This is a genomic window from Lentibacillus amyloliquefaciens (genome assembly GCF_001307805.1).
GTDB lineage: Bacteria > Bacillota > Bacilli > Bacillales > Amphibacillaceae > Lentibacillus > Lentibacillus amyloliquefaciens.
Window position 1 is genome coordinate 3,013,446 of the sequence record NZ_CP013862.1, and the last position, 26,895, is coordinate 3,040,340.

Here is a 26,895-nt window from a genome sequence, read left to right on the forward strand (position 1 = left end):
TAAGAGAAGAGGGTTGATTATGTAACCGGTCCTCCTCTTATCTTCCAGATCCATTTAATCTGTAGGATTTAGCACCTTTCAAGGCAAGAAGACTTGCCTTAATGGTTGCCGGGCTTCTCAGGGCCTATCCCTCCGCCGCTCTTGATAAGAGATGTTAATGTTATTAATTTAATGAATATTATATACGTGAATCAATCTATCCGTCAAGCATTTTATCTGAAACTTCTGTTTGCGGATTTAAGATTTGTTTCATATTAAAGTAATTAGCAGGGGAGCCATTTTTGGAAAACGCTTTCAAAATCAGTGTAAATACAATAAAATAACATTATAAGCATTTTATTGAGGGGGAGAGTATCAATGACAAAACGTCAAAATAATTTGGAGACGTCAGTCATCCATGATGGCTACGATTCCGCGGATTTGCTGGGAAGTCTGGCACCACCGCTGTTTCAGACATCCACATTCACTTTTGAAACAGCTGAACAGGGGGAGCGCCGTTTTGCCGGTGAGGAAGACGGTTATATGTATTCGAGGCTGGGGAATCCGACTGTAACAGTGCTGGAAGAAAAAATGGCTGCATTGGAAAAAGGTGAGCGGGGACTCGCGTTTGCATCAGGAATGGCGGCGGTGTCAGCTATCCTCGTTGCTTTGACGAAAGCAAATGACCACATATTATGCTCCTCAGGTTTATACGGGTGCACATTCGGTTTATTAAGCATGATGAATGAAAAATATAATATTTCGTCTGACTTTTCGACGATGGAAACAAGAGATGATCTGCGCGCACTGATCAGACCGGAAACGGCATGTATTTATGTGGAGACACCAATCAATCCGACTATGAAACTGATTGATCTGGAAATGGTCGCGGAAGTCGCCTGTGAAAAAGGAATTCCGGTCGTTGTTGATAACACGTTTGCTTCACCGTATTTGCAGCGGCCGCTTGAACTGGGGTGTGATGTAGTGCTTCACAGTGCAACCAAATATATAGGCGGACACGGAGATGTCATTGCCGGTGTGGCTGTCGGGCGAAAGGACTTTTTAGATCAGGTGCAGATGACTGTACAGAAGGATATGGGCGGTGTCATGTCGCCGTTTGACGCGTGGCTTCTGATCAGAGGGCTGAAAACGCTGCCGATCCGAGTCGATCGTCATTGTGACAACGCTGAAAAAATTGATGGCAAACTGCGCAACCACCCAAGTGTATCGCGTGTTCTTTATCCGGATGACGCGCAGCACCCCGATTATCATATCCGTGAAAAACAAATGAAACGAGGAGGCGGGCTGATTTCTTTTGAGATTAAGGGGACGAAAAAAGAAGCCCAACAACTCTTGAACAATCTTAATTTTATCAAAATTGCTGTGAGTCTGGGCGATGCGGAAACACTAATCCAGCACCCGGCGACGATGACGCATGCGGTTGTTCCGGCGGCATCCCGGGCGGAAATGGGAATAACCGATCAGCTGATACGTTTATCCGTCGGTCTTGAGGCATGGGAAGATATTTGGGAGGATTTGGAGCAGGCTCTGGACCAATTGAAATGAGAGCCATGCCTGAATAACGCCATCTTATCTCATCACTGGGCAGCATAGTTTCCAACAACAAAAAGCTGACTTTTACTAAGTAAGTAGTCCACTTACGGTGGAGAAAGAATAAAAACACCATACATTTAGCGTACTAAATCACATAATATTTAGTACGCTATTTTTTGCTGGTATGACAACGTTTGGATAAATCCTTCAACATTTTATCAACTTTATTAGCACATAAATAACAAAATGACAATAAATATTGTTATTGCCCTAAAAGGATTGATAAAACGGGTCAAAATTGCTTTGCTAAAACACCTTTTACATAAGTGATGATTTAGCTTGCATTGTGCAAAAATAGAGATGTGTTTTAAAAATATTAACCAGATATTCTGAGTATTTGTGTTAAAATAAATCTAAAGATTGTAATAAAATGGTCTTAAATCGAACATTCTGGGTTTCAAACTTTGTGCAACAATCGGGCCATTTTGTTGAATAACGTGATAAACTCTTTATAAGTAAAAGAATGGAGGGAGGGATACCAGTGAAACAAATGTTTAAATTCTCATCTTTTTTAATACTGATAATTTTGATTGTAAGCGGGTGTAGTAAAGCAAACGGAGCAGGAGATATGTTCAAATATAAGGACTCGTATGTCGGAGATAACAGTGCGGTAGGGAACATCGCAAATCAATTGCAAGGCGCGGAACATTTAAAAGGGTTCGAACTTGAAACAAAAGAGAAACCGTATGGAGTTATTTTAAATTACGATTGGTCGGAATCAGAACAAAACTATAAAAAAGCAGCGGTTTTTAACGCTACATTTTTATTTACTTTAGTTCAGAATGCAGATTGGATAACGTTTAATTTTGATAATCAGGAATACAAAATAACGAAAGAAAACCTGCAAAATTGGTATGGAGAAGATTTTAGTGAATTGAAAAATAAGGATGATCTGAAGGAACTTGCACAAAAACATCTGGAGAATGAAGATAAGGTGAATCAGTTATTTGAGTAAAGGATTATACCAGAATCGGGCGCTAATCAGGAATGAAAATGTGCTCACTATCCCCTATTTTATCAATCATCCTATGAACTGAACATTTATTCTAATGAGAAAAATTTTTAACACGTCTAGCTGGGCGTGTTTTTTGTTTCTAAAAAATTAAGTTGATATATGGATGTTATGTGTTATACTGTATATATAAATATAAACACATGAACAATTGTCAGGAGTTGTGAAACAATGAAAGAAGTTCTTCGTCTATCGGTATTTGAATGGAAACAGACGGATATGCGCAGTTTTTCAAACGGCTTTGGTACTTGTTTAGCTTTTGCCGTAATCTTTTATGCGCTTGCAGGTGCTGAAGCGGAGATGAATATTTTTAAAGGGTTTGTTGATTTTGGTTTTTTATTAACAATCATGATTTGGGTTGGTAATGTGCATGGAAGAGGTTTTACGTTAACGGAATTACCACCAACGACATGGTCGACTCCTTTTTATACTTACGCAAGGCGTCTTCCGATTTCTGAGCATAAAATTTTTATGAGCAGGGTCATGGTAAAAGGTATACAGGCCCCGTTGATTATTGTCATTGCGATAAGTCTCATGGCGATATTTCAAAATGTCCTACCGTTTTCGTTTACCGATTCGTCTTTCTATAGTTTTCTTGCTCTGTGGGCTGCGATTGCTTTTATATCCACATCAACTGCGCTAGATGAAATTGGTGTCCGCTATCAAAAACGTGTTCAATTATACAGCCAGGCTTATTTACATATCTTTCTGATGTTATTGTTTTATGTCATTATCTGGATTTGGCTTGTGCCATTTGACGACACGTTTATGGTGTTTTCTGTTTATTTGGCAGATGAGTTTCCGATTCTTAGCTTAGTTATCGCTGCTCTAATTGTTATGATTACCTGCATTTCCGTCTTATGGTTAGGTGGTAAACGAATCAATCGGAAGGGGGATACTTATAGTGCTTCCGATTGAAGTGGATGAAGATCGCCAAGAACCGATCTATCATCAAATCGAAGAACAAGTAAAAGCACTTATTGTGTCCGGGTACTTGCCGGCGGATACAGTCCTTCCGTCGATCCGTGCTCTTGCCAGTGAACTAGGTTGCAGTGTTATTACGACACGGCGGGCGTATCAAAATCTGGAACAAGAGGGTTATATAAAAACGCATCGCGGGAAGGGAACTTATGTTCAAGAAGTAGAGCAGGAGAAGCGGTCCCAATTAAAGGAAAAAGCGGTACAAGATGCATTACGGCAAGCGGTTAAAACTGCTCGCCAACATGAATACACAGATGTGGAGATTGAGAAATTATTGAAAATCGTTTTGAAGGAGGAGAGATGAACGCTATGCATACGCTCACGTGTAAAAACATTGTCAGACAAGTAGGGAATGATTTCACTCTTGGTCCAATTAATCTGGAAATACCAACAGGCACCGTTACAGCAGTGATCGGGAATAATGGTGCGGGGAAAACAACCTTCTTTCAGGCGTTAAGTGGGGATTATCCTGGAGAAGGAGAAACGAATATTCTTGGCTACAACAGTCATCATATAGAAGGGAAAGCTTCCTTCAGTTATGTACCGCAATCCTTTCCGGAATTTCACCCTTTTCGTTTACAGCAATTACGTGATTTTCAAGCTGCTCATGATGAGACCTGGAACGAAGCTCTCTTTCAATTGTACATTCAGCAGTTTAAACTGCCAATGAATAAAAGAATTCAAGATCTTTCCGTTGGAATGCAGCGAAAAGCAGTTATTGCCTTGCAACTCAGTCGTGAAACGTCATTTCTTCTCCTTGATGAACCGTTCGCGGGTTTAGATATGGAAGGGCAGACTCAGTTTGAGAAAATACTTCTTTCCAAAATGGAGGGAAATCCTCAATGCAGCATTGTTTTTGCCACCCATGTTGCCAGTGAGGTAGGTCGTCTCGCCGATTTCGTTGTGATTATGAAACATGGAAAAGCATCCACTCCTATCGAAAAAGACACGCTTAGACAACAGTGGAAACGAATCTGGCTGACAAAACCAATGGAAGATATGGAGGATGCCCCGGGTGTGAAGAAGGTTCTGACAGAGCCCGCGCTTCAAATTATTACAAATAATGCACCAGAAACGGAGACATGGTTAGCAAACAGAGGAGCAGAAGTGGTGAAACGAACCACCTTAGATCTCTATGAATCTCTTCCGCTCATTCTTAACGAAGAAAGGAACACTTTCGAAATGGAAAAAGAAAGGGGAGTAATATCGGATGACATTAATGATTGATAATGTAAAAAAGGAATTCGGTCAACATAAAGCGGTGGATGGTGTCACGCTAACGATAGAAAAAGGCAGTATGTTTGGCATGCTGGGGGCTAATGGAGCAGGAAAAACAACGACGTTTCGCATGATATTAGGGCTTTTGGATTCGACAGAAGGCTCTGTGACCTGGAAAGGGAGCCCCCTTTCATACAAGCGTACGAACGTCATTGGCTACCTTCCGGAGGAGAGAGGACTGTATCCAAAGCTAACGGTGAAAGAACAACTGCTCTATTTGATGAGATTAAAAGGGATGAAAAAACATGATATTATCAAGTCTCTGCGTGAGTGGCTGAGAAAGTTTGACATTGAAGAGTATGAGAATAAAAAGGTAGAGGAATTATCGAAAGGGAATCAGCAAAAAATCCAATTTATTGCGAGTGTCCTGCATCAACCCGAACTTTTGATTTTGGATGAACCATTTAGTGGTCTTGATCCGGTAAACACCGATATGCTGAGAAAAGCGGTGCTGGATCTCCAGGAAGCTGGCACAACGATCGTTTTTTCCAGCCACCAGATGAGAAATGTAGAAGAGCTGTGTGAAGATCTTGTTATGTTAAAACGTGGGGAAGTCGTGCTGCATGGGAATTTAAGAGAAATTAAGCGGTCTTATGGAATGAAAAATGTCATCATACATTCAGATAATCATTTACGGTATTTAGAATCCATTCGGGGAGTTATCAGTCTAGAAAAAACTAAAGATGGCGCAATCGTACAGGTAGAAAATGAGAAAGTTGCTGAAGATCTTTTTTATGCGATCGCAGAAGAAGGCTTTGTTCGTAAATTCGAATTAGAAGAGCCATCCTTGCACGATATATTTGTCGACAAAGCAGGAGGGGATACGGATGAGTAATTTTTGGATTACTGTCAGACATACGGTTAGCCAACGAATCCAGTCAAAGGCTTTTTTATGGTCAACTGTCATCATGATGCTGCTTGTAATCGGAATGGTAAATGCAAATAACATTATGTCAGCCTTTTCAAATGATGAAAGCGGGGAAAGCCCGTCGACTATTGCTGTTGTCGATAATACAAATAGTGATGATGCGATGGCTGAGATGCTTGAAGCTTACGAAGAAGGAACATATGATTATCAGCACTATACGGATGGAAATCGGGAAGATGCTTTAGAAGCAGCAAGAAACGAAGCATATGATTTCGTACTGACACTGAATGGAGATGCGGCCAATTTGGAGGTGGAATTTTTTGGCGGCGGAAGTGATCACATGGCAGGCCAGGAAGTAAACCAGGATGTACAGCGCATAAAAAAATCCGTCGTTACGAATCAACTTGATTTAAATGAAGAAGAACTTGCTATGATTAATGCCCCTGTTTCTTTTACGGCAGAGTCCCTGATAGAGGGTGAGGAAGTGCGAACTGAGGAAACAGACAGGCAAGCTTATTGGATGGTTTATGGCCTTGTGTTTGTTATTTATCTTATCGTCATTACCCTCGGTTCGATCATTGCAACGGAAGTCGCCACGGAGAAATCATCCCGGGTAATGGAGATCATTGTTTCCAGCGTAAACCCAATTGTGCAAATGTTTGGCAAGTTAGTGGGGATTGGGATTGTTGGTCTCATTAATCTAGCGTCTTTAGTCATTGCTGGAATCATAGGGTTTATGATAAGTGGTGATGATATGCTTCAATCTATCCTAAGTGGCGTCACCGATGTGTCACTGTTGTTATATGCATTCTTCTTTATTGTTCTCGGATATTTTGTGTACGGCGGTATTGCCGCGATGCTTGGAGCCCTTGTAAGCCGCGCAGAAGAAGTCAACCAGGCCATTCAGCCATTGGTCTTTCTGGCCATGATCGCCTTTTTTATCGCTATCTTTGGATTAAACACACCGGATAGTACGTTTATTCAAATTTTGTCTTATATTCCTTTTTTCACGCCGCAGCTTTTATTCCTGCGAATTGGAATGGGAACTGTGCCTATATGGGAAGTCATTTTGATTATTGGCATATTAATACTGAGTGCTGTCCTCATTAATATTCTTGCGGCACGTATATACAAAGGCGGCGTGTTGATGTACGGCAAGTTTTCATTCAAGAACGGAATAAAACAGGCGCTCACCATGTCTGAAAAAGAAAACTAATTGTTAAACAAACGGGCGCGCTAATCGAATAGTGTGTCCTTCTGAATAGGGCCATTTTGTTGAAGATTAACATTACGGTATGTATATTTGATGTAGTCACAAAATCAATATTAATTTTCACAAAGGTGTTGTCCTTATACGATTTTGACTTCCCCAAAAAGATTGTTGAAAAATTTTTGACAAATCAGTAAGATTATGTAACAATAAACATACCGGTCATCCGGTTTTGGAGGGTGCGACAGTTGATGAGAAAATATAATTCAAAAGAAACAAAAGAAAAAATTATTGCTGTTTCAACGCGGCTTTTTATTGAAAAAGGTTTTGAGAAAACAAGTATTCAGGATATTTCCGAGGCTCTTGAAATGTCCAAGGGAGCAATTTATTATCATTTCAAGACGAAGAAAGACATTATCAAAGCTGTTAGGGAACATAAATCAAATCAAGTGGAAGAAACAGTTGAACAATGGTTGCATGAAATTCATGCTCAGTCTGCAAAAGAAAAATTAACTCATCTGTTAGAAAAAGACTTGGCTGATCAGAAGGCACATTCTCTTGACCATGCATTTAGTACACAAATGAAAAGCTCAGATTTTATTGTGTCAGCCATGAAAGATTCTGTTAATAAAAGCGCACCGATTATTGCTAATATTATCAAAGAAGGAAATGCTGATGGGTCCATTACGACTAAATACCCGGATGAGTGTGCGGAATCATTTGTTTTATTGTTTAATATCTGGTGTGATCCAGTAATCTTCAAATGCAGTGAAGAACAGTTGGAACGGCGATTGAAATTTCTTCAATTAATGATGAAAGGAATGGGAGTGGATATTATGAATGAACAAATCCTTCAGAATTCCAAAAGGCTTCTGCAGGAACTATATTCAGACGTGGACAGATATGATGGATCGTAAAATGGCAGTAAATGTTGAAAATTTAATCAAAACATTTAACCAGCAGGAAGTCATTAAATCCTGTAATATGTCTGTCCGCAGAAATTCGGTTTATGGATTTTTAGGAGCAAATGGAGCTGGTAAAACAACTGTTTTTAAGCTTTTAATAGGATTGCTTTCACCCACTGCCGGGAGGATAGAGGTTTTGGGGATGAATAGCTTTAAATATAGAGAGAAACTGTTAAGGAATATTGGCAGTATGATTGAAACACCTGTCTTTTATGAACATTTGTCATGTAAAGTTAATTTAGAGATTCATCTTTCTTATATGGGGATGAAAGATGGTGATATTAATTCGGTTCTCAAGGATGTCGGATTAAATGTTACAGGTGATAAGCCTGTTTCTCAGTTTTCAATGGGGATGCGAAAACGTTTAGGGATTGCGCGGGCAATCGTACATAAACCAAAGATTTTAATCTTAGATGAACCAACCAACGGATTGGATCCTCTGGGAATTCGAGACATGAGATCATTATTCCGGTCTCTTGCTGATAACAATAATATGACAATTTTATTGTCCAGTCACATTTTAAGCGAAGTTGAACATATTGCGGATACGATTGGTGTCATTGCTGATGGAACGGTTGTAGAAGAAGTTGATCTTAACACGATTAAAAATAAATATCCTGATGGACTGGAAAATTACTTTTTTCACGTATTAAGGGGTAAATGATGGTCGAATTAATGAAACTTGAATTAAAGCAAATCAAAATGCGTACCTATATCAAGACAGCTATCCTTATTTCAATCGTTATGATGGGATTTATCTATTTATTTGCATATGCACCAAAACTTGAACCGAATGATCCTGACTTATTGATTTTCTCTGGATACACGAATGTTGTGAAATTATATGGGGTTGTCCATATGACAGCATTTTCCATCCTTGCTTCTGTCATGTATTCACGTTTTATCATTGATGGATATTCAGGTCAGCGCTTAATCTTACTTTTCTCTTATCCAATCAGACGTCAAAAGATTCTTCTGGTGAAATTGGCTGTTGTTTTTTTATTCATCTCCTTGTCAATGGCAGCATGTAACCTCATTGTATTTTCAACGTTTGGAATCACCGAATTAATATATCCTATTGTAGAAGAAACAATCACAACGGCTTTTATACAAGATGCCATTATAACAACTTTTATCATGGCTACTTTAACTGGGTCAATAAGCATTGTAGCGACAGGAATAGGATTTATCAAAAAATCCATACCTGCTGCACTTATATCCGCAATTATTTTGTCATCCCTGTCCTGTAACGTTGTTGCGTATTCCTTGCCTGATTACGATGCCTCCGTGATTATGACTATAATAGCAATGATGGCTGCCGCTTTGACTATTATGTTACTTATTTATAATGTCAATCATATGGAGGTGGAATGATATGGAGCAGAACGTAGAGCAGCAGATTAATCATGTACTTGAAAGTATCGATACACAGCTTTATACACTGAGTGTTGCAGCAGGCATTCTGTTGTTTTTTATAGGGTTGTTCCTAATCATACGAAAGTCTGAAAAACAGAAACAAAGAATAAAAATAACGGGGTCAATTTGTTTGGGAATTGGAATCCTTTCTGTGTTAAGTGGTGTTTTTCAAATTATTAGTCAGTAAAATCATTCAATATTGGAATTGATTTCAATTGAGGGGGAATTGTTATGGGATGAAGATGGAAAATTTTAGTTTTAGCCATTTATTTTTGTATTTCTTACTGGTGTCTTTTTTTCTTTTTGTTTCCGGTAATATTGGACGTTTTTTGATAGAAAATCAAGGTATGAACCGGCAAGCAGGTATGCTACTCCAAGGTGTAATATTTACAGGATTAACGCTTGCAGTGATATATATTCTTAAGAGAAAAAATCCAGACGTGATAAAAAATATTGGGATGAAGGGTGTTCATTCAAAATCGAAATTCATCGTAGGGGTATCTTTGCCCTTTATATTACTGATCACAGGAATTGCGACAGCATATCTATTTGGTGGTATAGACAATGTCAGTCTAAATTTAACAACAAATGTTGTAATGGCCGTGTTAATTAATTCAATCATTGCATTTTTGTATGAGGCATTCCCGGAAGAAGTCTTTATCCGCGGACTTATATTTAACGAGTTGAATAAGAAGTTTCGTTTTATCATCTCGTTGGTATTACAACCGTTAATCTTTGTCTGTGTACCGATTGTAGTGATGGCACTGTCGTCAATATTCTTTGGTAATCCATTTGCAGTAACGCTGGATTATCTCATATTACTCATTTCATTTGGCATTGCTTTACAATTGTACAGAAAGTATACAGGTTCACTGTGGATGAGTATGATCTTTCATGTCATATATTTAGAGGTAGCAAGATATATATAGGCTCTCGGAGTTTCCGGAGTGAAAATTAAGGAATTGTTAAAAATTCACTGGAAATAGGTGATGATTTTCTTAAATGGATATTGTTTTCATGCCATTTTCAAAAAAGGCATGCCAAATAAGCCGGGCCCATTTGATTTTTTAAAAAGAGCTAGACAAAAGAGTTAGACTGCTGGAGTAAAAATGTGTTGTTTAAGAAATGCCAATTCATCCTTTCTGTGATCATACCAGGCATCGATGTGCTGACACATCATGATAGCGTAAATACGGACATACCACATCATCGTGGAGCGATGTCTGCCGGCCTCCAGGTGGTAATCAACCTTTTCCCGCTTGTTGGAGCGTTCAACGGACGTGCGGCTTTTATAGATCGTTTTCCATCGGTCCGTTTCCCTTGATAATTTGGGAAATAGACGCCTATTTTCTTTGGTGTATGTGTGGTACGTCCGGCCATATTTGGCAGTTGAACAGGGCGTTTCACATGTGTTGTTTGCCCCGCACGCCAGTGGGCATCGCCATTTTTGCCGGTGTCGCGTATGGTCATAGCCATTCGGCTTCATTTTCTTGCCAATCGGGCAGATTGGAACACCCTCAGGTGATAGTTGAATATCGCTGTCTGTTTCCAAATTCTTTTTGGCCCGTTTGTTCAGGTCGATGATGGGCTCCATTTGCTGGTGATCGATCATTTCATAAATGGCATAGGCATCATGTGCAGCGTCCAAAAGAATCTTGTCGATCGCGCCCGAGTTGAACCGCTGCGAAAATTCAGCCCAACTGACGATAAAGCCGACTGAGTCGTGGCACGATGCCCTGTTCAGACGCGGATATAAGGGCAAGTCATACGGGCTGTCGCAAGCATTGATCATGTAAAGATGATAGCCGTGAAAGTATTTCTCACGTGAGCTGTCCCAACCGCCATCACAGTCGGGCTGGGCGTAGACACGTGGATGCTTGCAGTTCGCTATACCTTGGGCGCGACAATCACAAGTGGGCTTGCTTCGGGTGTAGGATGCCGTCACAACAGGTGTACCATCGCCTGCAACATTCAGTTGTTCTACATCCCCGAGGAGTCCCAGTTTAGCCGAAATCGTCAGGATTTGGGATTGAAAGAAATCGAAAAGACGGTCAGCCGGAAGTTCCTGTTTCTGATCGAGTCTAGGAATAATCCATTCGACCAGCCTTTTGACACGTCCAGGCGTGGTTGTTGGCGCTTTGCCACCTTTCTTGCCTTTTTTGGGTTTTCGTTTACGGCTTCTTTTACTTTTGGTTTTATGGGTTCGATTCTTTTTCTTACTCCCCCATAGACGCGCAAAAAAATCGTAAAACGTGCCGATCCCGGGAGTATTGCCTGGTTCAAAACCGCTTAGGATGGCATAAAGGGGGACCCGTTTAAGCTCATCAACCCATTTCGTAACGCTCATCGTCGGATTCGTCAGAATCAGAAGGAGATAGGAACGCATCATGGAAGCCGGATCTTGGGGAGCTGGGCCTCGTTTTCCATAAATGTCACCAATCATCTTCGTTATTTCGGAAAGATCCGTCATCCAAAGCTTGGTGATAACGGGCCAGTCATCATTAACCAGTGTCAGGATACCACCGGAATAATGCTCCCGGAGTTGATTCATCACGAAATCCTGATAAGTTGCGTGTGGTACAAAAACTGGTTTCAAAATAAACACCCCAATCATGGTTAGTAAGGAAAAATTCCCTTCTACCGCGATTTTTGGGGTAATTTCAAAAAGTCAAGGGTATTTGGATCTGTTTTTAGAAAATAATTTGAACGCCAATTTCCAGTTCATATTATTTTGAGAATAAAAATCTCCCACGAAATGTGGGAGGAATCATAAAGAAGATGACTCAAGAAAACCTTGAGCCGTCTGACTCGGTGAATACCGAGAGTCTATATATCTCTATGGGAGGTGTGTATGATCCGGATGTCGCACTCTTAGAGTTTGATGAAACGTTGGAGGTTTCATGACTCTCTACTTATCATACTTGTTTATTATAATGCTAAGTGTATTGGTGTTGGGGATATTGGTACATAAAAGATATAAAAAGAATGAAACGTAACTCTATCTGCATTTGCAATCAATCGAAACATGGAATGATGATTAATAATTTTTCCAATTTTAAACAAGGAGTGATCAAGTGGAAAATCATCGGGCAAAAAAAATGTACGATTACCATGTATGGGCTAACCAGCAAGTGTTCCATCATTTGAAACAACTACCAGAACGCGTTTATAACGGTAATGTTGAAAGCGTCTTCCCATCGGTTTTAGATGTTATGGTACATATTTATGTTGTAGACATTACTTGGTTGGAGACAATGAAAGAAAGCAGTTTTCAGGATACAGTTGAAAAAGTTGAGCGCCTCCGTTCAGAAGCATCAGAGGCATCGATAGATGAGCTCAAGGAATTCTATGATGAATTATCTAAGGAATACTATAGCTATTTTGCAGAGCAGCAGAATCTAGAACAAACCATCATTACTGAACACCCTCGACATGGTCGCAATGAGTTCATACTTGCCGATCTTATTCACCACGTTGTGAACCATGGAACCTACCATCGTGGAAATGTAACCGCGATGCTACGTCAACAAGGTCAAAAAGGCGTACCTACGGATTATGTATTTTTTCTCCATTAAAAAGCAGCAGTGGTGTTAATCACCTAAAAGTCCGGTGAAAAAGTCGAACTGTGCCAGGAATTTCCCTGCTTAATGTCGAATATTGTCTGTAGAACACTTATAAAAGGATGGTCCGTTTATGCATTCACCAAAGCAAAATCACGTTCAACCCAGCATGTTTCAATATATTGATATGGAGGATCTCGTTCCCGAGCACCACATCCTGAGAAGGGTGAAAGATGTGATTGACTTTTCAGCCGTTCATGATTGGGTAAAACCCCTCTACTCCGAAAAAACAGGCCGACCATCTACAAATGCTGAATTGGTCGTGCGGCTGATTGTACTGGAGTATCTATTTAATCACTCGGAACGGGAACTGTTTGAAACATTCCCCATGCATGCAGGCTACCTATGGTTTTGCGGCCTGGATTTTGAGTCTTCTCTTCCCGATCGGACCACACTTGTTAAGACAAGAGCACTTTGGCGTCGCCACGGTATTTTTGATGATACCATGATGCAAGTCGTTAATCAGTGCATTGCTTCCGGCCTCGTTCGCCCAGATGTTCATGCCGGTGTGGACGGCACACAAGTGCGTGCGAACGCGTCCATCCACAGTCTGGAAGAAATAGAGCTGGCCCCAGTTCAAACCATTGAAGATCAATCGGATCAGCTTCAGGAAAATACCAGCCATGAGGACTTTCATGGCAAAACGTTTTCGAATCAAACCCATCGGAGTACGACAGACCCGGATGCCCGACTGTACAAGAAGAGTAAAGGTCAGGAAGCCCATCCGCGTTACCTTGTGCACAACTTGGCAGCCGTTCGTTTTCAGCATCCGCAAACCCATATACAGACGTTGTCAGGTGACAAGACTTATGGCACACCGGCGTATTTGGCATATCTGATTTCTCAAGGCATCATTCCTTTAGTTTCATTGCGAAATCATGAATTGGAAGAGATCCCGACTTGGCAAAGGAAAACCCACAATCCAGAGCAGCAGCGAAAACGTCAGGAAAAAGCAGATGAAGTCAGGACTAAAAATCAAGCAAAACAAGTCCAGATTGACGGCAAATATCAAGACATCCAGAATAAGCGTGTCCAGTGTGAACATGGTTTCGCCGAAGCTAAAACAGTACATGGGCTGGATCGTGCCAACAGCAGAGGGCTGGACTGTATGCAGGAACAAGCACTCTGTACCGCCATCGTTCAAAATCTTAAGAAGTTAAGCCGGTTCAAAGGTAAAAGGCCCAGGACCGGTGTTTCAGCATGCGCTGAAACGAAAAATCGGGATGAAAGAAACCACGACAATCACTTTATTTCCTTTATTTTTAAGAGAATCCGGGAAAAATTCGGATCTTTGTACGCATCTTTGGTGGATGAAAAACTATAATTTCAGCTAAAAATAATATGACGTCCTACTGTATATCCTGAAAATATAAAATCAGATATTAGCACTTTTACCTTTGTGCCAACTTTTGTATGGTACTTGCTGAAATATCGAGTCCACGGTATTTTGCTGTTAACCGGGCTTATTCTCTTGCCTCTGACTTTTTTCACCGGCCTTCTAAGAGAAAGCGAATAAACTATCGGATTTCAATCTTTAAGAATAGGGCGGGATAATCGAATAGTGCGCAGGAAAATTTATTAATTTGTTGAATTCTCTTAAAGAATTTATATAAAGGAGTTGATGTTTGTATGAACAGAATTAATCTCATTACTTTAGGTGTAAGAGATATTGGAAAATCGCTGAAATTTTACCGCGACATCGGTTTTGAAGCGTCGGTCACAGGTGATGAGGAAAAACCCGTTATTGTGTTCTTTAAGAATGAAGGATCAAAGTTAGAGTTATTTCCAATTGAAGAATTGGCAAAGGATATCAATGAGGAAAATCCTCCCGAATTATCAGAAGGGGGTTTCTCGGGTATCACCCTTGCTTATAATGCGAAATCTGAAACTGAGGTTGATGATATTCTTCAATCAGTAAAAAAAGTCGGTGCCAGGGTTGTGAAGGAGCCCAAAAAATTATCATGGGGAGGATATGGAGGATATTTCATCGACCCTGATGGTTATTATTGGGAGGTTGCTTACGGCTCAAACTGGGAATTCGATGACTCAAACATGTTGATCATTAAAGATTAGATTTAAAAATCACCATTAATCCAATCGGTAATAGATGGCACTCGTTTTACAACGAATACCGGTCTTCAATTAAAGGGCGCGTTTCTACAATAAGTGGAGACGCATTTTTCTTATTACCCAAGAGAGTTAGATCAAAAGAGTGGGACTATTAACTATAGTTATATGGTAAAATATACTAAATAGAGGAATAAAAATGCGTAGGTGAGGCTTTTGAAAAAACCAATGGATTTAAACTCTTTAGTAAGCAGTTATAACTCTTTATCAGAAGAGACTTTTAATGAACTTTTGAGCTTTTTCGATTTTGATTTAAGAAAAGATGAAATAGAACAGATTTCAATGTTTATAGATAACTTAGAAATTGAAGATAAATATTTTGGATATTTTTATTTGGGTTACAAGATACCCCAAATAGACAAAGAATTCGATTTACTTAGATTTGGAGAAAACTATATCTTAAATGTTGAAATAAAATCTATCTTGAAAGTAGATGATGCAAAGGAACAACTAATTATGAATCGATATTATTTAGCTTCCTTAGGCAAGAAAATAAAGTCATTTACTTATGTCGCAGAACATAACAGTCTTTATCAACTAGATGATAATGAAAACTTTCAGCAAATACAATTTGATGTATTTGAAAAGCTATTGTCCAGTCAAAAGTTGGAGCACCATTCGAATTTAGATGAATTATTTGATCCATCTGATTATCTGGTGTCCCCTTTCAATGATAGTGAAAGATTCAATAGTGGCTCTTACTTTTTGACTAAACAACAACAGGAGTTTAAGGAAGCTATTTTAAAGGGTTCCGCAAAATTTACAATTATAGAGGGTCTACCAGGAACAGGAAAGACATTATTGCTCTACGATTTAGCAAAAGAATTTATTGAGGATTATAATACTGTCATTATTCATACCGGAACCTTAAATATGGGGCATTTGAAATTGAAGCACCAATATAAATGGAAAATTATTCCTATTAAAGACTGTAAAGAGATTGAACACATCAAACCAAAATTTATTTTTATTGATGAGACTCAAAGAATGAGACCTCACCAACTTGACTATCTTATTAGATATGTAATTGCAAATGATGTATTCTGCATTTTCTCGATTGATCCAAAGCAAATTCTCTCTCTTCAAGAATGGGATTATGATAATAAAAGTACACTCATGACCCTGGAAGACATTGAAGAATATAAACTAAGTAAAAAGATTAGAACAAATAAAGAGCTTGGTGCCTTTATTAAAGGTTTATTTAACTTAAATTATATGAAGTACTGCAATAATACCGATAACATATCTATTCACTACTTTAATGATATTAGTCAAGCTAGAGGATTTGCAGAAGGCTTGGAAATAGAGGGATGGCAGGTTATCGACTATACAGGAGAAAATTGGAACGGCCAGTTAATAGAAAAGATGAGACTATACAGAGGATTAAATGCGCATGGTGTTTTGGGGCAAGAGTTTGATAAGGTTCTTGTTTTAGTAGGATCTACTTTTTACTATCGTGAAGATGGTGGTCTTGCTGTAATACGAAAAAATCATTATGACCCCGAACGAATGTTTTATCAATCAGTTACCCGTGCAAGAAAACAAATCATGTTGCTTATTGTAAATAATCCAGAATTCATGACTAAGCTCACTAATGCATTGAATAAAAAGAAAAAACAATTCTCTTAGTAATAATTACAAAGTCCCCTTCAACTAAAGGGTGCTTTACTTTTACAAGATCTTCAAATCAATCTTCCGCAAACGGGCGCTAATCTTTAATAAGACTTAGCGCCAATATCGCATGTAAGGGCCGGCTTTGTACTGTGTATGAAGGAGGAAAAGGATGTTGAATTTAACAAAAAAAGAGATTCATAATATAACAGTTATTGATAAGAATAAAAAATTTCTGGATAAAGGATTTGGACATTATTATTATCGTGGTCTTATCTTTTTTTTCGTCATACTTATATTATTCAGTATCCCTTTAATTAGAGGGGACGCATCTGGGTTGGATTATTTGTTCCTTTTCATTGTTTTGTTTCTTTTCTACTCAATGATAATGGGTATGCTTTGGGGATTTGTTTCTCTGTCAGCCTGGTCTGGTAAGCGATATATAAAGAAGATGAATATAAGCCGAAAAGAGTATGAAGAAATCATACATGAACACGGCAAAGACGAACTTACCGAGATGTATGAGCAGTTGACAAAGCGGTATCAGGTTGAGAGCTTACATAAAATGCCGGAATTCCGCGTTCCTGAAAACCCAGTTATCTATGAAAAAGTAGGTCGTTGGCTGGGATGGGACGAAGTAGATAAAAGTCAGAATAGCAGAAAAAAATCGAAAAGCGACAGTTTAGCAATCTATAAAATGTTATTGCATTATTGGAATAAACGATTTTTTCAAGTGCACTATACAACGAAAAGAACAAAAAATACTTCATTTGGTCGGAAACACGTTTTTGATTCGGTGGAAGGGGATAAGGTAACAATTGAAAATTACTATGAAGCACCACACCCTGTAAACGACGATTTATTATTTGACACAATTTCTTATGTATACAAGCAAAAGAAAAATGTCTATGACGAGAGAAAAAGTAATATTGGAATTCTTTGGAACTTACAAATGCCAGATGTAAAAGAATTTAATTCAGATATCTCGAATAATTTTTATATTGCTCCCGCTGGAAAGCAGTCAAAAATGGATTTTTATAACTACCATGTTACCAGGGGAGGTTACGATGTATATATCACTGGTGATGTATTGAACAGGGAATTGGATAAGGTTCTGAAACTAATCAGCCCCTTCACTGAACGGGATTGGGAACTTGGAGTCGAATACACTGGGAGTTATATGTATATCTATCTGCCCGAATTTCTTCCCGATATTGAAAACATAACTTCAGAGTCTGAATTATTACATGTATGTAGGAGAGTTGATAGCTTTTACAGCTTTTTTAAACGTTCGCTTGTCTGGAGATACGGAGAAATCGAAATGTGGAATAAAGGTGAACCCAATGACTGATTGGTATTAATATTGATACATTTTCTGAGTGAAATAGAAATACTAGACGCGAAATTATAATAGCAATATAATTTTCAATAATCGGGCACGATTATCTAATAAGAATTGCGCCAATATTCGCATATAAGGTCCATTTAACGGAATAAATTATGTTAAAATCGAATCAGTTAAAAGGCGAAAGAGGGGAGGGTTCTAGGTGGGCTTAGCTTTGGAAATTGTGCGTATTTTACTACCTGTTGTAATAGCGGGTGGGATTGCAGTATTTGTAGTTATAAGGATGAAACATAAATATAAGAAAGGTACGCTGGGTAAGAAAAAATCAAAAGGTGCCCAAAATTTATTAGATAGTTTAATACCACTTGGAATGGTGATTGGTTGTGCTGTTGCTGTACTTCTCAGCATATTTTTCCCAATCTCCTTACTAACTACAATTGGCTTGGGAGCAGGAATAGGTTTATTATTTGGGTATTTTGCTTATGAAATTTATAGTAAAGAAGCAGAAAGTTATTCATAAATAGCTATCTTCCGGAAAAGGCGCAAGAACGGAATAAGACATTGCGTCCGTAATTTATATAGGGGTTATATTGGGGTGAGTTTGTGGAGAGAAAAACTAATTTGTGGTCTTTTTATTTAATGCTTACTTGCCTGATATTTATAATTTACTCATTATATTCTACTATTAACAGCAACAGCACTTGGTTAATTGCGCCTCCGAATTATGTATTACTTATAATGAGTTTATCAGCCTTGGTTTTAGGAATAATAGGTTTTAAAGATAAACGAAACTGGCGTGCCAAAACACGCAGCTGGATAACAGTAATCCTGTCACCTTTGTTGGCTATGGCACTTTTTCTGGCGATGTCATTCACAGCGTTTTTTTCATCAATTGGGGTAAATGAACCAATAAAGACAATGAGTTCTCCTGATGGTGATTATATTATTGATTTTTATTATTTTGATGCAGGGGCAACAGGTTCATTTGGCGTAAGAGGCGAAATAGATGGCCCGCTATGGGTCAAGAAAAGAATTTATTACCAGGAAGGTATAGAAAATATTGATGTTAACTGGATGAGTGATCATAAAGTTTCTATAAACAATCATTCCTTGAACTTAGCTGAGGGAGAAACATATGGCTATTAGCGCTTCTTTTCGAGTGGCTGTAGTTTGTACAACGTAAGTAACACCTTTTAACAATACCAGCTAATATCAAAAAACGACTATTCAATAATTGGGCGCAAAAACGGAATAAGTGACAGAGCCAATTTTACTACTTGAGTTGGAATTGAAGGCGAAATTTGGTTGAAGTGCAGGAAGGGTTATGAAAAAGCAAATGGTAAAGGTGGGATATATATGAAAGTGTTTTTTCGAACACTATATTCGATTCTATTAATTGGAGCTGGTGTCTTGCATTTCGTCCATGAACGAGGCTTCCGTAAGATTGTCCCGAAAACACTTCCCTTACGACGCCCCATTGTGCTGGTCTCAGGTGTTTTTGAAATGATCTTTTCCGTCTTGCTTTGGGTGAAAAAAGGGCAACATATCACAGGGAAACTTTTAGCATTTTTTATGATTGCTGTTTTTCCAGCAAATGTATACATGGCTGTGAAAAGAATATCATTCCGTCCGGGAAAACAAGCGAACCCTTGGATTCTATGGTTACGTTTACCCCTGCAACTTCCACTGGTTGCTGGCGCATTAACGCTGGGAAGAAAAAATAACAGATAAACTATTACATAAACGGAGCGCAAGAACGGAATAAGACTTGTGCCACTTTTGCTTATAAGGGCCATTTAATTGAACAAAAGAAGATAACGTTACATATCAAAGGTGAAAAATGGGGATACCTAAAGAGTAACATAAGCTAGACACTGGAGGGACTCCTGTGGAACCTAAAAAGAATGTCAAATTAACATCGGCAGAAATTACTCATCTTTGGACAGCATACATGAATGATACTGCATTGATATGTCAGTTAAAATACTTTTTAGCAAAAGTTGAGGATGAGGAAATAAGACCTGTTATCCAACATACCATAGATGTTACCAATAGACATATTGAAACATTAACAGGTATTTTCAACAAAGAAAATTATCCTATTCCTTATGGTTTTAAAATGGATGAGGATGTAGACATAACTGCTCCAAGACTTTATGCTGATACTTTTTTTCTAGGCTACCTTCATAATGTGGGGCAAATTGCTTCACAGGCATACAGCATAAGTTTGAGCTTATCAACTAGAGCAGATATTTATAGGTATTTTGCTGAAGGTCATAAAGAAATGACAGAAATTACTAGACAAGCAAAGGAATTGTTATTATCCAAAGGGCTGTATGACAGACCCCCTACTCTTGAAACCCCTGAAAGTTATGATTTTGTAAAAAGCCAAATGGTTATTTTGGAGAAAGGAGACCTTTGGCAGGTACAGAAATAACAAATCTATTTGCTAACTTCCAAAGAAATGCTTTTGGTACAGTCACTATAATTGGATTCAGTCAGGTTGCAAAGTCAAAAGAGGTAAGAAAATTTCTTGTAAGGAGCAAGGAAATTGCTCAAAAACATTGTGAGGTATTTGGCTCAATCATGAAAGAAGATGACATTCCCATTATCTTGAATAACGCTTTTATTTAAAGATATGATCTAGCCAAAAATTTCGATTTCGTGTAAAAATTAAATGTAGGGTATTGCAATTAATCATCAACGATCCCTCAAGAGGGTTTATCAGGAATGATATAAAGTTAACATCTTTATCTAATCTTTACATCGTTATGCTATCTTTTTATAGGTGCTAACCTTTTAGACATTGCGAGGGAGACAAATGCAAAAATCAATATTAATTGTAGAAGATGAAGACATTTTACGTGAAGTTGTTAAGGATTATTTATTAGATGCAGGATATGAAGTATTAGAAGCAGTAGATGGAAATGAAGCTTTAGCTATTTTTGAAGAACATGACATACATTTAATTATTCTGGATATTATGTTGCCGGAGTTAGATGGATGGTCCGTTTGCAGAAAAATACGCAAAGCTTCCAATGTGGCGATTATTATGTTGACAGCACGTGCGGATGAAGATGATACACTGCTAGGTTTTGAATTAGGTGCTGATGATTATGTCACAAAGCCATACAGCCCGCCAATTTTGCTGGCCAGAGTAAAACGATTAATTGATAGCCGCTATGCCCGGGCAGGTAAGTTACCTGATGAAGATACTTTAATCAGTAATGGTATCTGTGTCCAATTCCCTACACGAACAGTGACAGTAGATGGGGAAAGTATCACTTTGACATACACGGAGTTTGAAATATTAACCTATTTAATGCAAAATCAAGGGATTATTATTACAAGGGAACAACTTATTACTAAAGTATGGGGCTATGAATTTGATGGTGATGATCGCACAATCAATAGTCACATCCGTAATTTGCGGTATAAGTTAGGCACTAAAGCAAATTGTATTGTCACGGTTATTCGAGCTGGCTATAAATTTGAGGGAATAACATGAAAAAAGGCATTGTATTAAAATTATTTTTGCTGACAACATTATTGTGCATACTCATTTTGGCAACGATTTATATTGGACAAACTGTATTTTTTAAGCAATATTATGCAACCCAAAAGGTAAATGACATTAAAACGAGTATTGAATCTTTTAAGAAGGAATACCTGAAGGCCGGGGAAAATGTACAGGCAATTAAAAGGCTGGAGCAGGATTTCTACCAGGAACATTCGACGTGGATTACAACGTTGGATAGTGCAGGAAATATTAAATACTCAAATGACTTTTCTGTGAAAATTCATTCAGATGTTTCTCCGAAAAAGGATCTCGTTAATCGTGATATTACCATCCCTTTGTACAGTTTTATCGGTTTAGAAGATTTGGAAAGGGTCAAGTTTGATTTAGAACAAGGAAAGCGTATTATGATTGATGGGGTAATGAAAGATGATACAATAGTTCCTGCCATTTTAACCAGACGGAACACGAATTTTGTATTAGAGAATAAGCTGCTGTCGGAAGAGTTATATGGAAACAGCACTAAAACAGAACCCGCTAAAATAGAACCTTCACCAGCAGGAGAGTCGCGGATATATTTAACGGGAAAAATTAAGAAATTACAATTACCTGCAGAATCCGTACGTTCAACTATTTACACAAATCGTGTGTTTATCGAACAAATCAAACAATTTCAAGTGAATCTGCTATTTAATGATAATTATAATGGCCATGCGAAAACAATGGACTATGAGCAAAATAATATTAACTACAAAATATTAATCAGACCGATAAAAGATGTGAATGGTGACATGGCTTATATTTTTTCTATGACGTCATTACAGCCAATTGATGAAGCTGTACAAATGTTGGAAGACTATTATGTATACTTAATTATATTTGTTCTGCTCCTGATTGTCCTGGTTTCTTTTTATTATTCAAAAAAAATCGCCAACCCTTTGCTGCAAATAAACGATACGACAAGCAAGATTGCCAATTTGGACTTTTCCGAGACAATACCTGTCAGGTCAAAAGATGAAATTGGTGCATTATCACACAATATTAATAGCCTCTCGACCACGCTGCATTCGCATATTAATCAATTGCAGGAGGATATCGAGAAGGAAAAACAACTGGAACATACACGTAAAGAATTTATTTCCGGTGTGTCACATGAATTAAAGACACCTTTAAGTATATTGAAGAGCTGTATCTCCATTTTAGAAGATGGTGTCGCTAAGGATAAAAAAGATTATTATTTTAACGCAATGGCAAAAGAAGTCGATAAAATGGATATGCTCATTGTCGATATGCTCGAATTGGCAAAATTTGAATCCGGCACGTACAAAATGGAAATGGATGTCTTCTATATTGATCAGGTTATCGAGCATATTTGCGAACAATTAGCTTTAGACATCGTTAACAAGCAATTACATGTTCATAAACACCTGTCCGGGACAAAGGTTGTTGCAAATCAGCATCGGATTGAACAAGTGATTACGAACTTTATTACCAATGCGATTCGTTACACACCGAAAAATAAAAACATTAGGATTTCCACGATAGAAGAGCAGGATCGTGTAAAAGTAAGTGTGGAAAATAACGGGGCTCCTATCGCAGAAGAACATTTAGAGAAAATATGGGATCGTTTTTATCGTGGTGATACGTCTCGCGGTCGTTCGGAAGGAAGTACGGGCTTAGGGCTCGCTATTTCAAAAAATATTTTAGAACTTCATGGTGTGCAGTATGGGGTAATGAATACAGAAGAAGGCGTGTTGTTTTACTTCTATTTGAATAAAAAAGAGTAGATATTTTTATTAATAATGTAAGCCATCCGTTCAATGGGTTTGAACAGATGGCTTTTTTTGTGCGGAATCTCCGCAAAGCCGATTTTATTCAGTCGCGAAATTTTTATACGGTATTGACCTTATCTGCACTTAATCTTTACATCTGTCTATTAATCTTTAAAACGTACAAAGATGCTTTGAAAAAGAAAGGATAGATGAAAGATGGTATTTCAACGGAAAAACGGGAGAAATCACAGGACACGGAATATGTTGGTTGTGACATTGCTCATATTTCCAACCCTGATTTTATCGGCTTGCTCCGGCAATTCCGATAACAACAATAATGCTGAGGTCAATAGCAGTAATAACAAAAATACAGCTTTTAAGGTTGTAATCGATCCGGGGCATGGCGGTAAAGATAACGGGGCAACAGGCGCCAGCGGCCAATATGAAAAGCGTTTTACGTTAAGTTTGTCAAAAAAAGTGGAAAAACTGTTGGAGCAGGAATCGGAAATGGAAGTTTTCATGACGAGAACAGATGACAGTTTTATTTCGCAGGAAAGCCGCTACAGACCAAAATATGCCAATAAACTGAATGCGGATGTATTTGTATCTATTCATGGCAACACGTTTTCCAATCCGAGTGTTTCAGGCACCGAAACATTTTACTACCACAATAATTCCCGCCAGTTTGCTCAGATGTTACAGAAACACGTGGTTGAAGCTACCGGATTCAGGGATAGAGGAATCAAGAAGAAAGATCTGTTCGTCGTAAGGGATACGGAAATGCCGGCAGCTTTGATTGAAGTAGGTTACCTGACGAATCCCGCGGACGAGTCCGAAATGCGTACGGACGATCTTCAATCACGTGTCGCAGCTTCAATTGTTGAAGGGATTAAAGAGTACAAAGAACAGTCGGATGAACAAGGCTTTTTAAATGGGGTGTTTTAAGACCAGGGCTAAAAATCAATACAGCAATATACAGCGCAGCATGCCATCCAATTTTCTGACGTTATAAGTCACTAAATTGGATGGCTTTTTACATTTCATCCAATCTTTAGCTCAAATCCATTTCATCTTCATTTCGTCTTTATCTCACTTTATTAATCTATCTACAAGATTAAAAATGGAATAGAGGTCGTTACATGAAAAAGCTTATACTATTTATTTTCCTTGGCTGTTTGGTTGTTTTTTATGCCTGTAGTAAAGATTTAGAACCTAATGACAAAACAGCTGAGTCATATTTGGAATATAAAGATTCACCAGGCGCTGAGTTACACCCGGAATATAAAGATTTATCAGATTCCCGAAAAACAAAATCAGATAAGTCAGAGGCGAATAATGGATCCGTTTCTCCAAATGCAGAAAAGACTGTTTATTTAACCTTTGATGACGGTCCTACTTCAGCAACAACAGATATTTTAGATACTTTACACCAATTCAATGCTAAAGCAACATTTTTCATGCTGGAACCTTCTATGAGGGAATCACCAGAAGTTGTAGACAAAATCGTAGAGCAAGGTCATGCTGTGGGTTTACATGGTGTGACCCACGACATAAACCACTTTTACAAATCTGAACAGTCTGCTCTTAAAGAAATAACTACCGCACAGGAGACACTTCAACAAATTACAGGAGTCAGGTCCAATCTGATTCGGACACCTTATGGCAGTGTTCCGTATTTGACTAAATCATATCGGGAGGTTTTAAACAGCAATGGTTTTAAATTGTGGGATTGGAATGTTGACAGCAGGGATTGGTCCTTATCCAGTGACCAATATCTAGATACGGTGATTGGACAAATAGAAGAATTAGTAAATGCAGGAGTGACGCCAATTATTCTTATGCATGATAAACAAAATACAGCTGAGCACTTGTCTATTCTATTAAACTATCTATCAGAACATGGATTTCAAACTAAAAAAATTGAAGAAAACACACAACCATATAACTTTAACTGTTATCAACGTTGTCATCGAATATCCATACAGGAGTAGGATAAACAAGAATTGAAGGGGAGAGTTAAGTGAGTCTCCCCCAGCACAAAAACGGCAATGACTGTACTCAATGACTACACAGAACAGCGAAAACAAGGAAAAGATCCGAAATTTAACGTGGAAAAATACCCGGGAATCAAAAACACCGAGTGTTGGGGAGTGGAAGAAAAGGATTCAAGATCCGAGCGAAGAAGATAGGTGTAGGGTCGAGAATATTTCAAGTAAATCTTCCATTAACTGGTGCTTAGGGAATAAGGTGACGTCCTTCAGAATCGGGTCATTTAATGGAGTAAGTTCAACTTTGAATTGCACCTTTAATTTGTCTAAAACATATTGTACTTATGATGAATGACTACATAAATGGGGAGAATCGATTTTATGTTTAGACAAAGGTTAACGGTGCAACAGGCACAAGATATTGCTCTTCAAAGGATTCCTGGCCAAATTCTTCATGTTGATATGGATTTAGAGCATGGTGTTCTTGTCTATGAAATCTTCATACTAACATCACAAAATATGGTGTACGAGGTAGAAGTTAATGCCAATAATGGCAATGTTATAAAAGTCGAACAAGAGGACCTTGATTAATTAATAGTGATTAGAAGTGTAGGAGCAATGTTTCATTGATTACTTCGACGGGAAACATGTGAGCGCTATGTAAACGGTGCAAATCCTGAGTGCAATAAACAGTTTCTAAATATTTACGCGGGCGTATACATGAATGACGTGTAAGTCCACGCAACTTATACTAAGAAAAAGTGGGAGAAAGTCTTGCATGAATTGGTAAAAATGACAAGAATCCTAATATGATTCAAATTAGATAACCTGGGATTTGCTTAGAAAGCACACCCCAGGTTTGTTTTTGAAAAAAGCGATAGATTGAATAAAATCGGTCTAGCACTTAAATAAATTTACGCTTTCACAGTTTCTACGGAATTAATTTTGTTATAGAAGTCAACAAAGTTGTCAACAACCGTATCTAAAAATTCTATCGTACCCTGATCCGTAATTTCACCAGATTCATTCAATTTTTCATGGACAGCCCCAATGTATACTTCGCTTTTTGGCAGAAGGACTGGAGATAACGCCGGGTTAGATAAAATCTCTCTTAAATGCTGTTGTGCGCGAACACTTCCCAATACACCAGGAGAAGCGCCTATAATGAATCCTGGTTTGTCATTAAGTGTAAGATCGCCGCCTCGAGATAACCAGTCAATAGCATTTTTTAATCTACCAGGAATGGAAAAGTTATATTCCGGAACAGCAAACAATACTGCATCAGAATCTTTCACTTCATCTTTAAATTTTTGAGCATTTACGGGTGGGTACTCCTCAATATCTTGTGAAAAGTTTTCAACATCGTTGATAAACACCGGGATGATATCTAATTTATTGGCATAACGCTTTTTCATAAAATCGACTACTTTATAATTAAAAGAATTCGAACTCGTGCTTCCAATAATTGCTTTGACTTTAATTGTCATATAAAAACATTCTCCTCTTTTATTTTTTTATAACATATTTTTTGTGAAATCTGGCACATACGCTACTCTACTATATTAAATACATTAAAAATTTAATGCAAAAAT

Annotated in this window: 29 protein-coding genes and 1 riboswitch; of the genes, 27 read left to right on the top strand and 2 right to left on the bottom strand. The window is 38.2% G+C overall.

Annotated elements, in window-relative coordinates; translation table 11 throughout:
• Positions 1–34 precede the first annotated feature (34 nt).
• Positions 35–151, bottom strand: a riboswitch (SAM riboswitch).
• A gap of 206 nt (positions 152–357) precedes the next feature.
• From megL to AOX59_RS15260, 12 genes are all read left to right on the top strand, one after another.
• Entirely contained in the window at positions 358–1,545 is a 1,188-nt protein-coding gene (megL, locus tag AOX59_RS15205) for a methionine gamma-lyase (protein ID WP_068446751.1), read from the top strand.
• Positions 1,546–2,083: 538 nt separating this feature from the next.
• The gene (locus tag AOX59_RS15210) at positions 2,084–2,548 is read left to right on the top strand and encodes a DUF4825 domain-containing protein (protein WP_237049414.1); all 465 of its coding nucleotides are present in this window, start codon (positions 2,084–2,086) and stop codon (positions 2,546–2,548) included.
• Between the two features lie 228 nt (positions 2,549–2,776).
• The gene (locus tag AOX59_RS15215) at positions 2,777–3,523 is read left to right on the top strand and encodes a hypothetical protein (RefSeq protein ID WP_068446752.1); all 747 of its coding nucleotides are present in this window, start codon (positions 2,777–2,779) and stop codon (positions 3,521–3,523) included.
• Positions 3,510–3,890, top strand: a complete 381-nt coding sequence (locus tag AOX59_RS15220) for a GntR family transcriptional regulator (RefSeq protein WP_335338755.1) — start codon at positions 3,510–3,512, stop codon at positions 3,888–3,890. The genes AOX59_RS15215 and AOX59_RS15220 overlap by 14 nt, the downstream gene beginning before the upstream one ends.
• Positions 3,887–4,813: an ATP-binding cassette domain-containing protein gene (locus AOX59_RS15225; RefSeq protein WP_068446753.1), complete on the top strand. Its 927-nt coding sequence runs from the start codon at positions 3,887–3,889 to the stop codon at positions 4,811–4,813. Before AOX59_RS15220 ends, AOX59_RS15225 begins: the two co-directional genes overlap by 4 nt.
• Positions 4,797–5,699 carry an ABC transporter ATP-binding protein gene (locus AOX59_RS15230; protein ID WP_068446754.1) on the top strand — a complete coding sequence of 301 codons (903 nt, stop codon included), beginning with the start codon at positions 4,797–4,799 and terminating at the stop codon, positions 5,697–5,699. The genes AOX59_RS15225 and AOX59_RS15230 overlap by 17 nt, the downstream gene beginning before the upstream one ends.
• Positions 5,692–6,948: an ABC transporter permease gene (locus AOX59_RS15235; protein WP_068446755.1), complete on the top strand. Its 1,257-nt coding sequence runs from the start codon at positions 5,692–5,694 to the stop codon at positions 6,946–6,948. Before AOX59_RS15230 ends, AOX59_RS15235 begins: the two co-directional genes overlap by 8 nt.
• A 245-nt stretch (positions 6,949–7,193) precedes the next feature.
• On the top strand, positions 7,194–7,859 hold the full coding sequence (locus AOX59_RS15240; protein ID WP_218917905.1) for a TetR/AcrR family transcriptional regulator: 666 nt from the start codon (positions 7,194–7,196) through the stop codon (positions 7,857–7,859).
• On the top strand, positions 7,846–8,571 hold the full coding sequence (locus tag AOX59_RS15245) for an ABC transporter ATP-binding protein (RefSeq protein ID WP_237049283.1): 726 nt from the start codon (positions 7,846–7,848) through the stop codon (positions 8,569–8,571). Before AOX59_RS15240 ends, AOX59_RS15245 begins: the two co-directional genes overlap by 14 nt.
• Positions 8,568–9,281 carry an ABC transporter permease gene (locus tag AOX59_RS15250; protein WP_156418648.1) on the top strand — a complete coding sequence of 238 codons (714 nt, stop codon included), beginning with the start codon at positions 8,568–8,570 and terminating at the stop codon, positions 9,279–9,281. The genes AOX59_RS15245 and AOX59_RS15250 overlap by 4 nt, the downstream gene beginning before the upstream one ends.
• A gap of 1 nt (position 9,282) precedes the next feature.
• Complete coding sequence (locus AOX59_RS15255; protein WP_068443442.1) at positions 9,283–9,510, top strand: hypothetical protein; 228 nt, start codon at positions 9,283–9,285, stop codon at positions 9,508–9,510.
• Positions 9,511–9,559: 49 nt separating this feature from the next.
• The gene (locus tag AOX59_RS15260; RefSeq protein ID WP_068446757.1) at positions 9,560–10,252 is read left to right on the top strand and encodes a type II CAAX endopeptidase family protein; all 693 of its coding nucleotides are present in this window, start codon (positions 9,560–9,562) and stop codon (positions 10,250–10,252) included.
• Between the two features lie 161 nt (positions 10,253–10,413).
• Here the strand turns inward: AOX59_RS15260 and AOX59_RS15265 are convergent, their stop codons facing one another.
• Positions 10,414–11,919 carry a transposase gene (locus tag AOX59_RS15265; protein WP_068448388.1) on the bottom strand — a complete coding sequence of 502 codons (1,506 nt, stop codon included), beginning with the start codon at positions 11,917–11,919 and terminating at the stop codon, positions 10,414–10,416.
• 478 nt (positions 11,920–12,397) lie between these two features.
• Here AOX59_RS15265 and AOX59_RS15270 point away from each other — a divergent pair, with 478 nt between their 5' ends.
• From AOX59_RS15270 to AOX59_RS15340, 15 genes are all read left to right on the top strand, one after another.
• Positions 12,398–12,898: a DinB family protein gene (locus tag AOX59_RS15270; RefSeq protein WP_082684229.1), complete on the top strand. Its 501-nt coding sequence runs from the start codon at positions 12,398–12,400 to the stop codon at positions 12,896–12,898.
• A gap of 118 nt (positions 12,899–13,016) precedes the next feature.
• Positions 13,017–14,267 carry a transposase gene (locus tag AOX59_RS15275; protein ID WP_156418726.1) on the top strand — a complete coding sequence of 417 codons (1,251 nt, stop codon included), beginning with the start codon at positions 13,017–13,019 and terminating at the stop codon, positions 14,265–14,267.
• A gap of 305 nt (positions 14,268–14,572) precedes the next feature.
• Positions 14,573–15,016, top strand: coding sequence for a VOC family protein (locus AOX59_RS15280; RefSeq protein ID WP_068446758.1), 444 nt, complete (start codon positions 14,573–14,575; stop codon positions 15,014–15,016).
• A 201-nt stretch (positions 15,017–15,217) separates the two neighbouring features.
• Positions 15,218–16,699: an ATP-binding protein gene (locus AOX59_RS15285; RefSeq protein ID WP_237049284.1), complete on the top strand. Its 1,482-nt coding sequence runs from the start codon at positions 15,218–15,220 to the stop codon at positions 16,697–16,699.
• A gap of 154 nt (positions 16,700–16,853) precedes the next feature.
• Positions 16,854–18,032, top strand: coding sequence for a hypothetical protein (locus AOX59_RS15290; protein ID WP_068446760.1), 1,179 nt, complete (start codon positions 16,854–16,856; stop codon positions 18,030–18,032).
• Between the two features lie 208 nt (positions 18,033–18,240).
• Positions 18,241–18,546 carry a hypothetical protein gene (locus tag AOX59_RS15295; protein WP_068448393.1) on the top strand — a complete coding sequence of 102 codons (306 nt, stop codon included), beginning with the start codon at positions 18,241–18,243 and terminating at the stop codon, positions 18,544–18,546.
• Positions 18,547–18,629: 83 nt separating this feature from the next.
• A complete protein-coding gene (locus AOX59_RS15300; RefSeq protein ID WP_068446761.1) occupies positions 18,630–19,172 on the top strand; it encodes a DUF5412 family protein in 543 nt (180 codons plus the stop codon).
• A gap of 210 nt (positions 19,173–19,382) precedes the next feature.
• Positions 19,383–19,757, top strand: a complete 375-nt coding sequence (locus tag AOX59_RS15305) for a DoxX family protein (protein ID WP_068446762.1) — start codon at positions 19,383–19,385, stop codon at positions 19,755–19,757.
• Positions 19,758–19,914: 157 nt separating this feature from the next.
• Positions 19,915–20,463: a DUF3231 family protein gene (locus AOX59_RS15310; RefSeq protein ID WP_068446763.1), complete on the top strand. Its 549-nt coding sequence runs from the start codon at positions 19,915–19,917 to the stop codon at positions 20,461–20,463.
• Positions 20,445–20,660, top strand: a complete 216-nt coding sequence (locus AOX59_RS15315) for a DUF3231 family protein (RefSeq protein ID WP_068446764.1) — start codon at positions 20,445–20,447, stop codon at positions 20,658–20,660. The genes AOX59_RS15310 and AOX59_RS15315 overlap by 19 nt, the downstream gene beginning before the upstream one ends.
• Positions 20,661–20,847: 187 nt before the next feature.
• Complete coding sequence (locus AOX59_RS15320; protein ID WP_068446765.1) at positions 20,848–21,534, top strand: response regulator transcription factor; 687 nt, start codon at positions 20,848–20,850, stop codon at positions 21,532–21,534.
• Entirely contained in the window at positions 21,531–23,330 is a 1,800-nt protein-coding gene (locus AOX59_RS15325) for a sensor histidine kinase (protein WP_068446766.1), read from the top strand. The genes AOX59_RS15320 and AOX59_RS15325 overlap by 4 nt, the downstream gene beginning before the upstream one ends.
• A 246-nt stretch (positions 23,331–23,576) precedes the next feature.
• Entirely contained in the window at positions 23,577–24,260 is a 684-nt protein-coding gene (locus tag AOX59_RS15330; protein ID WP_237049285.1) for an N-acetylmuramoyl-L-alanine amidase family protein, read from the top strand.
• 194 nt (positions 24,261–24,454) lie between these two features.
• On the top strand, positions 24,455–25,306 hold the full coding sequence (locus tag AOX59_RS15335) for a polysaccharide deacetylase family protein (RefSeq protein ID WP_068446768.1): 852 nt from the start codon (positions 24,455–24,457) through the stop codon (positions 25,304–25,306).
• 378 nt (positions 25,307–25,684) lie between these two features.
• Complete coding sequence (locus tag AOX59_RS15340; protein ID WP_237049286.1) at positions 25,685–25,894, top strand: PepSY domain-containing protein; 210 nt, start codon at positions 25,685–25,687, stop codon at positions 25,892–25,894.
• A gap of 323 nt (positions 25,895–26,217) precedes the next feature.
• On the opposite strand, the gene AOX59_RS15345 is transcribed toward AOX59_RS15340, so the two are convergent.
• The gene (locus tag AOX59_RS15345) at positions 26,218–26,790 is read right to left on the bottom strand and encodes an NADPH-dependent FMN reductase (RefSeq protein WP_068446770.1); all 573 of its coding nucleotides are present in this window, start codon (positions 26,788–26,790) and stop codon (positions 26,218–26,220) included.
• Positions 26,791–26,895: the final 105 nt, after the last annotated feature.

Bases quoted from the DNA above. Each gene is read 5' to 3' on its own strand.
- AOX59_RS15260 (WP_068446757.1), top strand. From the start codon at position 9,560: ATGAAGATGGAAAATTTTAGTTTTAGCCATTTATTTTTGTATTTCTTA.
- AOX59_RS15305 (WP_068446762.1), top strand. From the start codon at position 19,383: ATGAAAGTGTTTTTTCGAACACTATATTCGATTCTATTAATTGGAGCT.
- AOX59_RS15320 (WP_068446765.1), top strand. From the start codon at position 20,848: ATGCAAAAATCAATATTAATTGTAGAAGATGAAGACATTTTACGTGAA.
- AOX59_RS15325 (WP_068446766.1), top strand. From the start codon at position 21,531: ATGAAAAAAGGCATTGTATTAAAATTATTTTTGCTGACAACATTATTG.
- AOX59_RS15275 (WP_156418726.1), top strand. From the start codon at position 13,017: ATGCATTCACCAAAGCAAAATCACGTTCAACCCAGCATGTTTCAATAT.
- AOX59_RS15280 (WP_068446758.1), top strand. From the start codon at position 14,573: ATGAACAGAATTAATCTCATTACTTTAGGTGTAAGAGATATTGGAAAA.
- AOX59_RS15230 (WP_068446754.1), top strand. From the start codon at position 4,797: ATGACATTAATGATTGATAATGTAAAAAAGGAATTCGGTCAACATAAA.
- AOX59_RS15245 (WP_237049283.1), top strand. From the start codon at position 7,846: ATGATGGATCGTAAAATGGCAGTAAATGTTGAAAATTTAATCAAAACA.
- AOX59_RS15215 (WP_068446752.1), top strand. From the start codon at position 2,777: ATGAAAGAAGTTCTTCGTCTATCGGTATTTGAATGGAAACAGACGGAT.
- AOX59_RS15240 (WP_218917905.1), top strand. From the start codon at position 7,194: ATGAGAAAATATAATTCAAAAGAAACAAAAGAAAAAATTATTGCTGTT.
- AOX59_RS15345 (WP_068446770.1), bottom strand. From the start codon at position 26,790: ATGACAATTAAAGTCAAAGCAATTATTGGAAGCACGAGTTCGAATTCT.
- megL (WP_068446751.1), top strand. From the start codon at position 358: ATGACAAAACGTCAAAATAATTTGGAGACGTCAGTCATCCATGATGGC.
- AOX59_RS15335 (WP_068446768.1), top strand. From the start codon at position 24,455: ATGAAAAAGCTTATACTATTTATTTTCCTTGGCTGTTTGGTTGTTTTT.
- AOX59_RS15255 (WP_068443442.1), top strand. From the start codon at position 9,283: ATGGAGCAGAACGTAGAGCAGCAGATTAATCATGTACTTGAAAGTATC.
- AOX59_RS15235 (WP_068446755.1), top strand. From the start codon at position 5,692: ATGAGTAATTTTTGGATTACTGTCAGACATACGGTTAGCCAACGAATC.
- AOX59_RS15340 (WP_237049286.1), top strand. From the start codon at position 25,685: ATGTTTAGACAAAGGTTAACGGTGCAACAGGCACAAGATATTGCTCTT.
- AOX59_RS15250 (WP_156418648.1), top strand. From the start codon at position 8,568: ATGATGGTCGAATTAATGAAACTTGAATTAAAGCAAATCAAAATGCGT.
- AOX59_RS15210 (WP_237049414.1), top strand. From the start codon at position 2,084: ATGTTTAAATTCTCATCTTTTTTAATACTGATAATTTTGATTGTAAGC.
- AOX59_RS15290 (WP_068446760.1), top strand. From the start codon at position 16,854: ATGTTGAATTTAACAAAAAAAGAGATTCATAATATAACAGTTATTGAT.
- AOX59_RS15330 (WP_237049285.1), top strand. From the start codon at position 23,577: ATGTTGGTTGTGACATTGCTCATATTTCCAACCCTGATTTTATCGGCT.
- AOX59_RS15225 (WP_068446753.1), top strand. From the start codon at position 3,887: ATGAACGCTATGCATACGCTCACGTGTAAAAACATTGTCAGACAAGTA.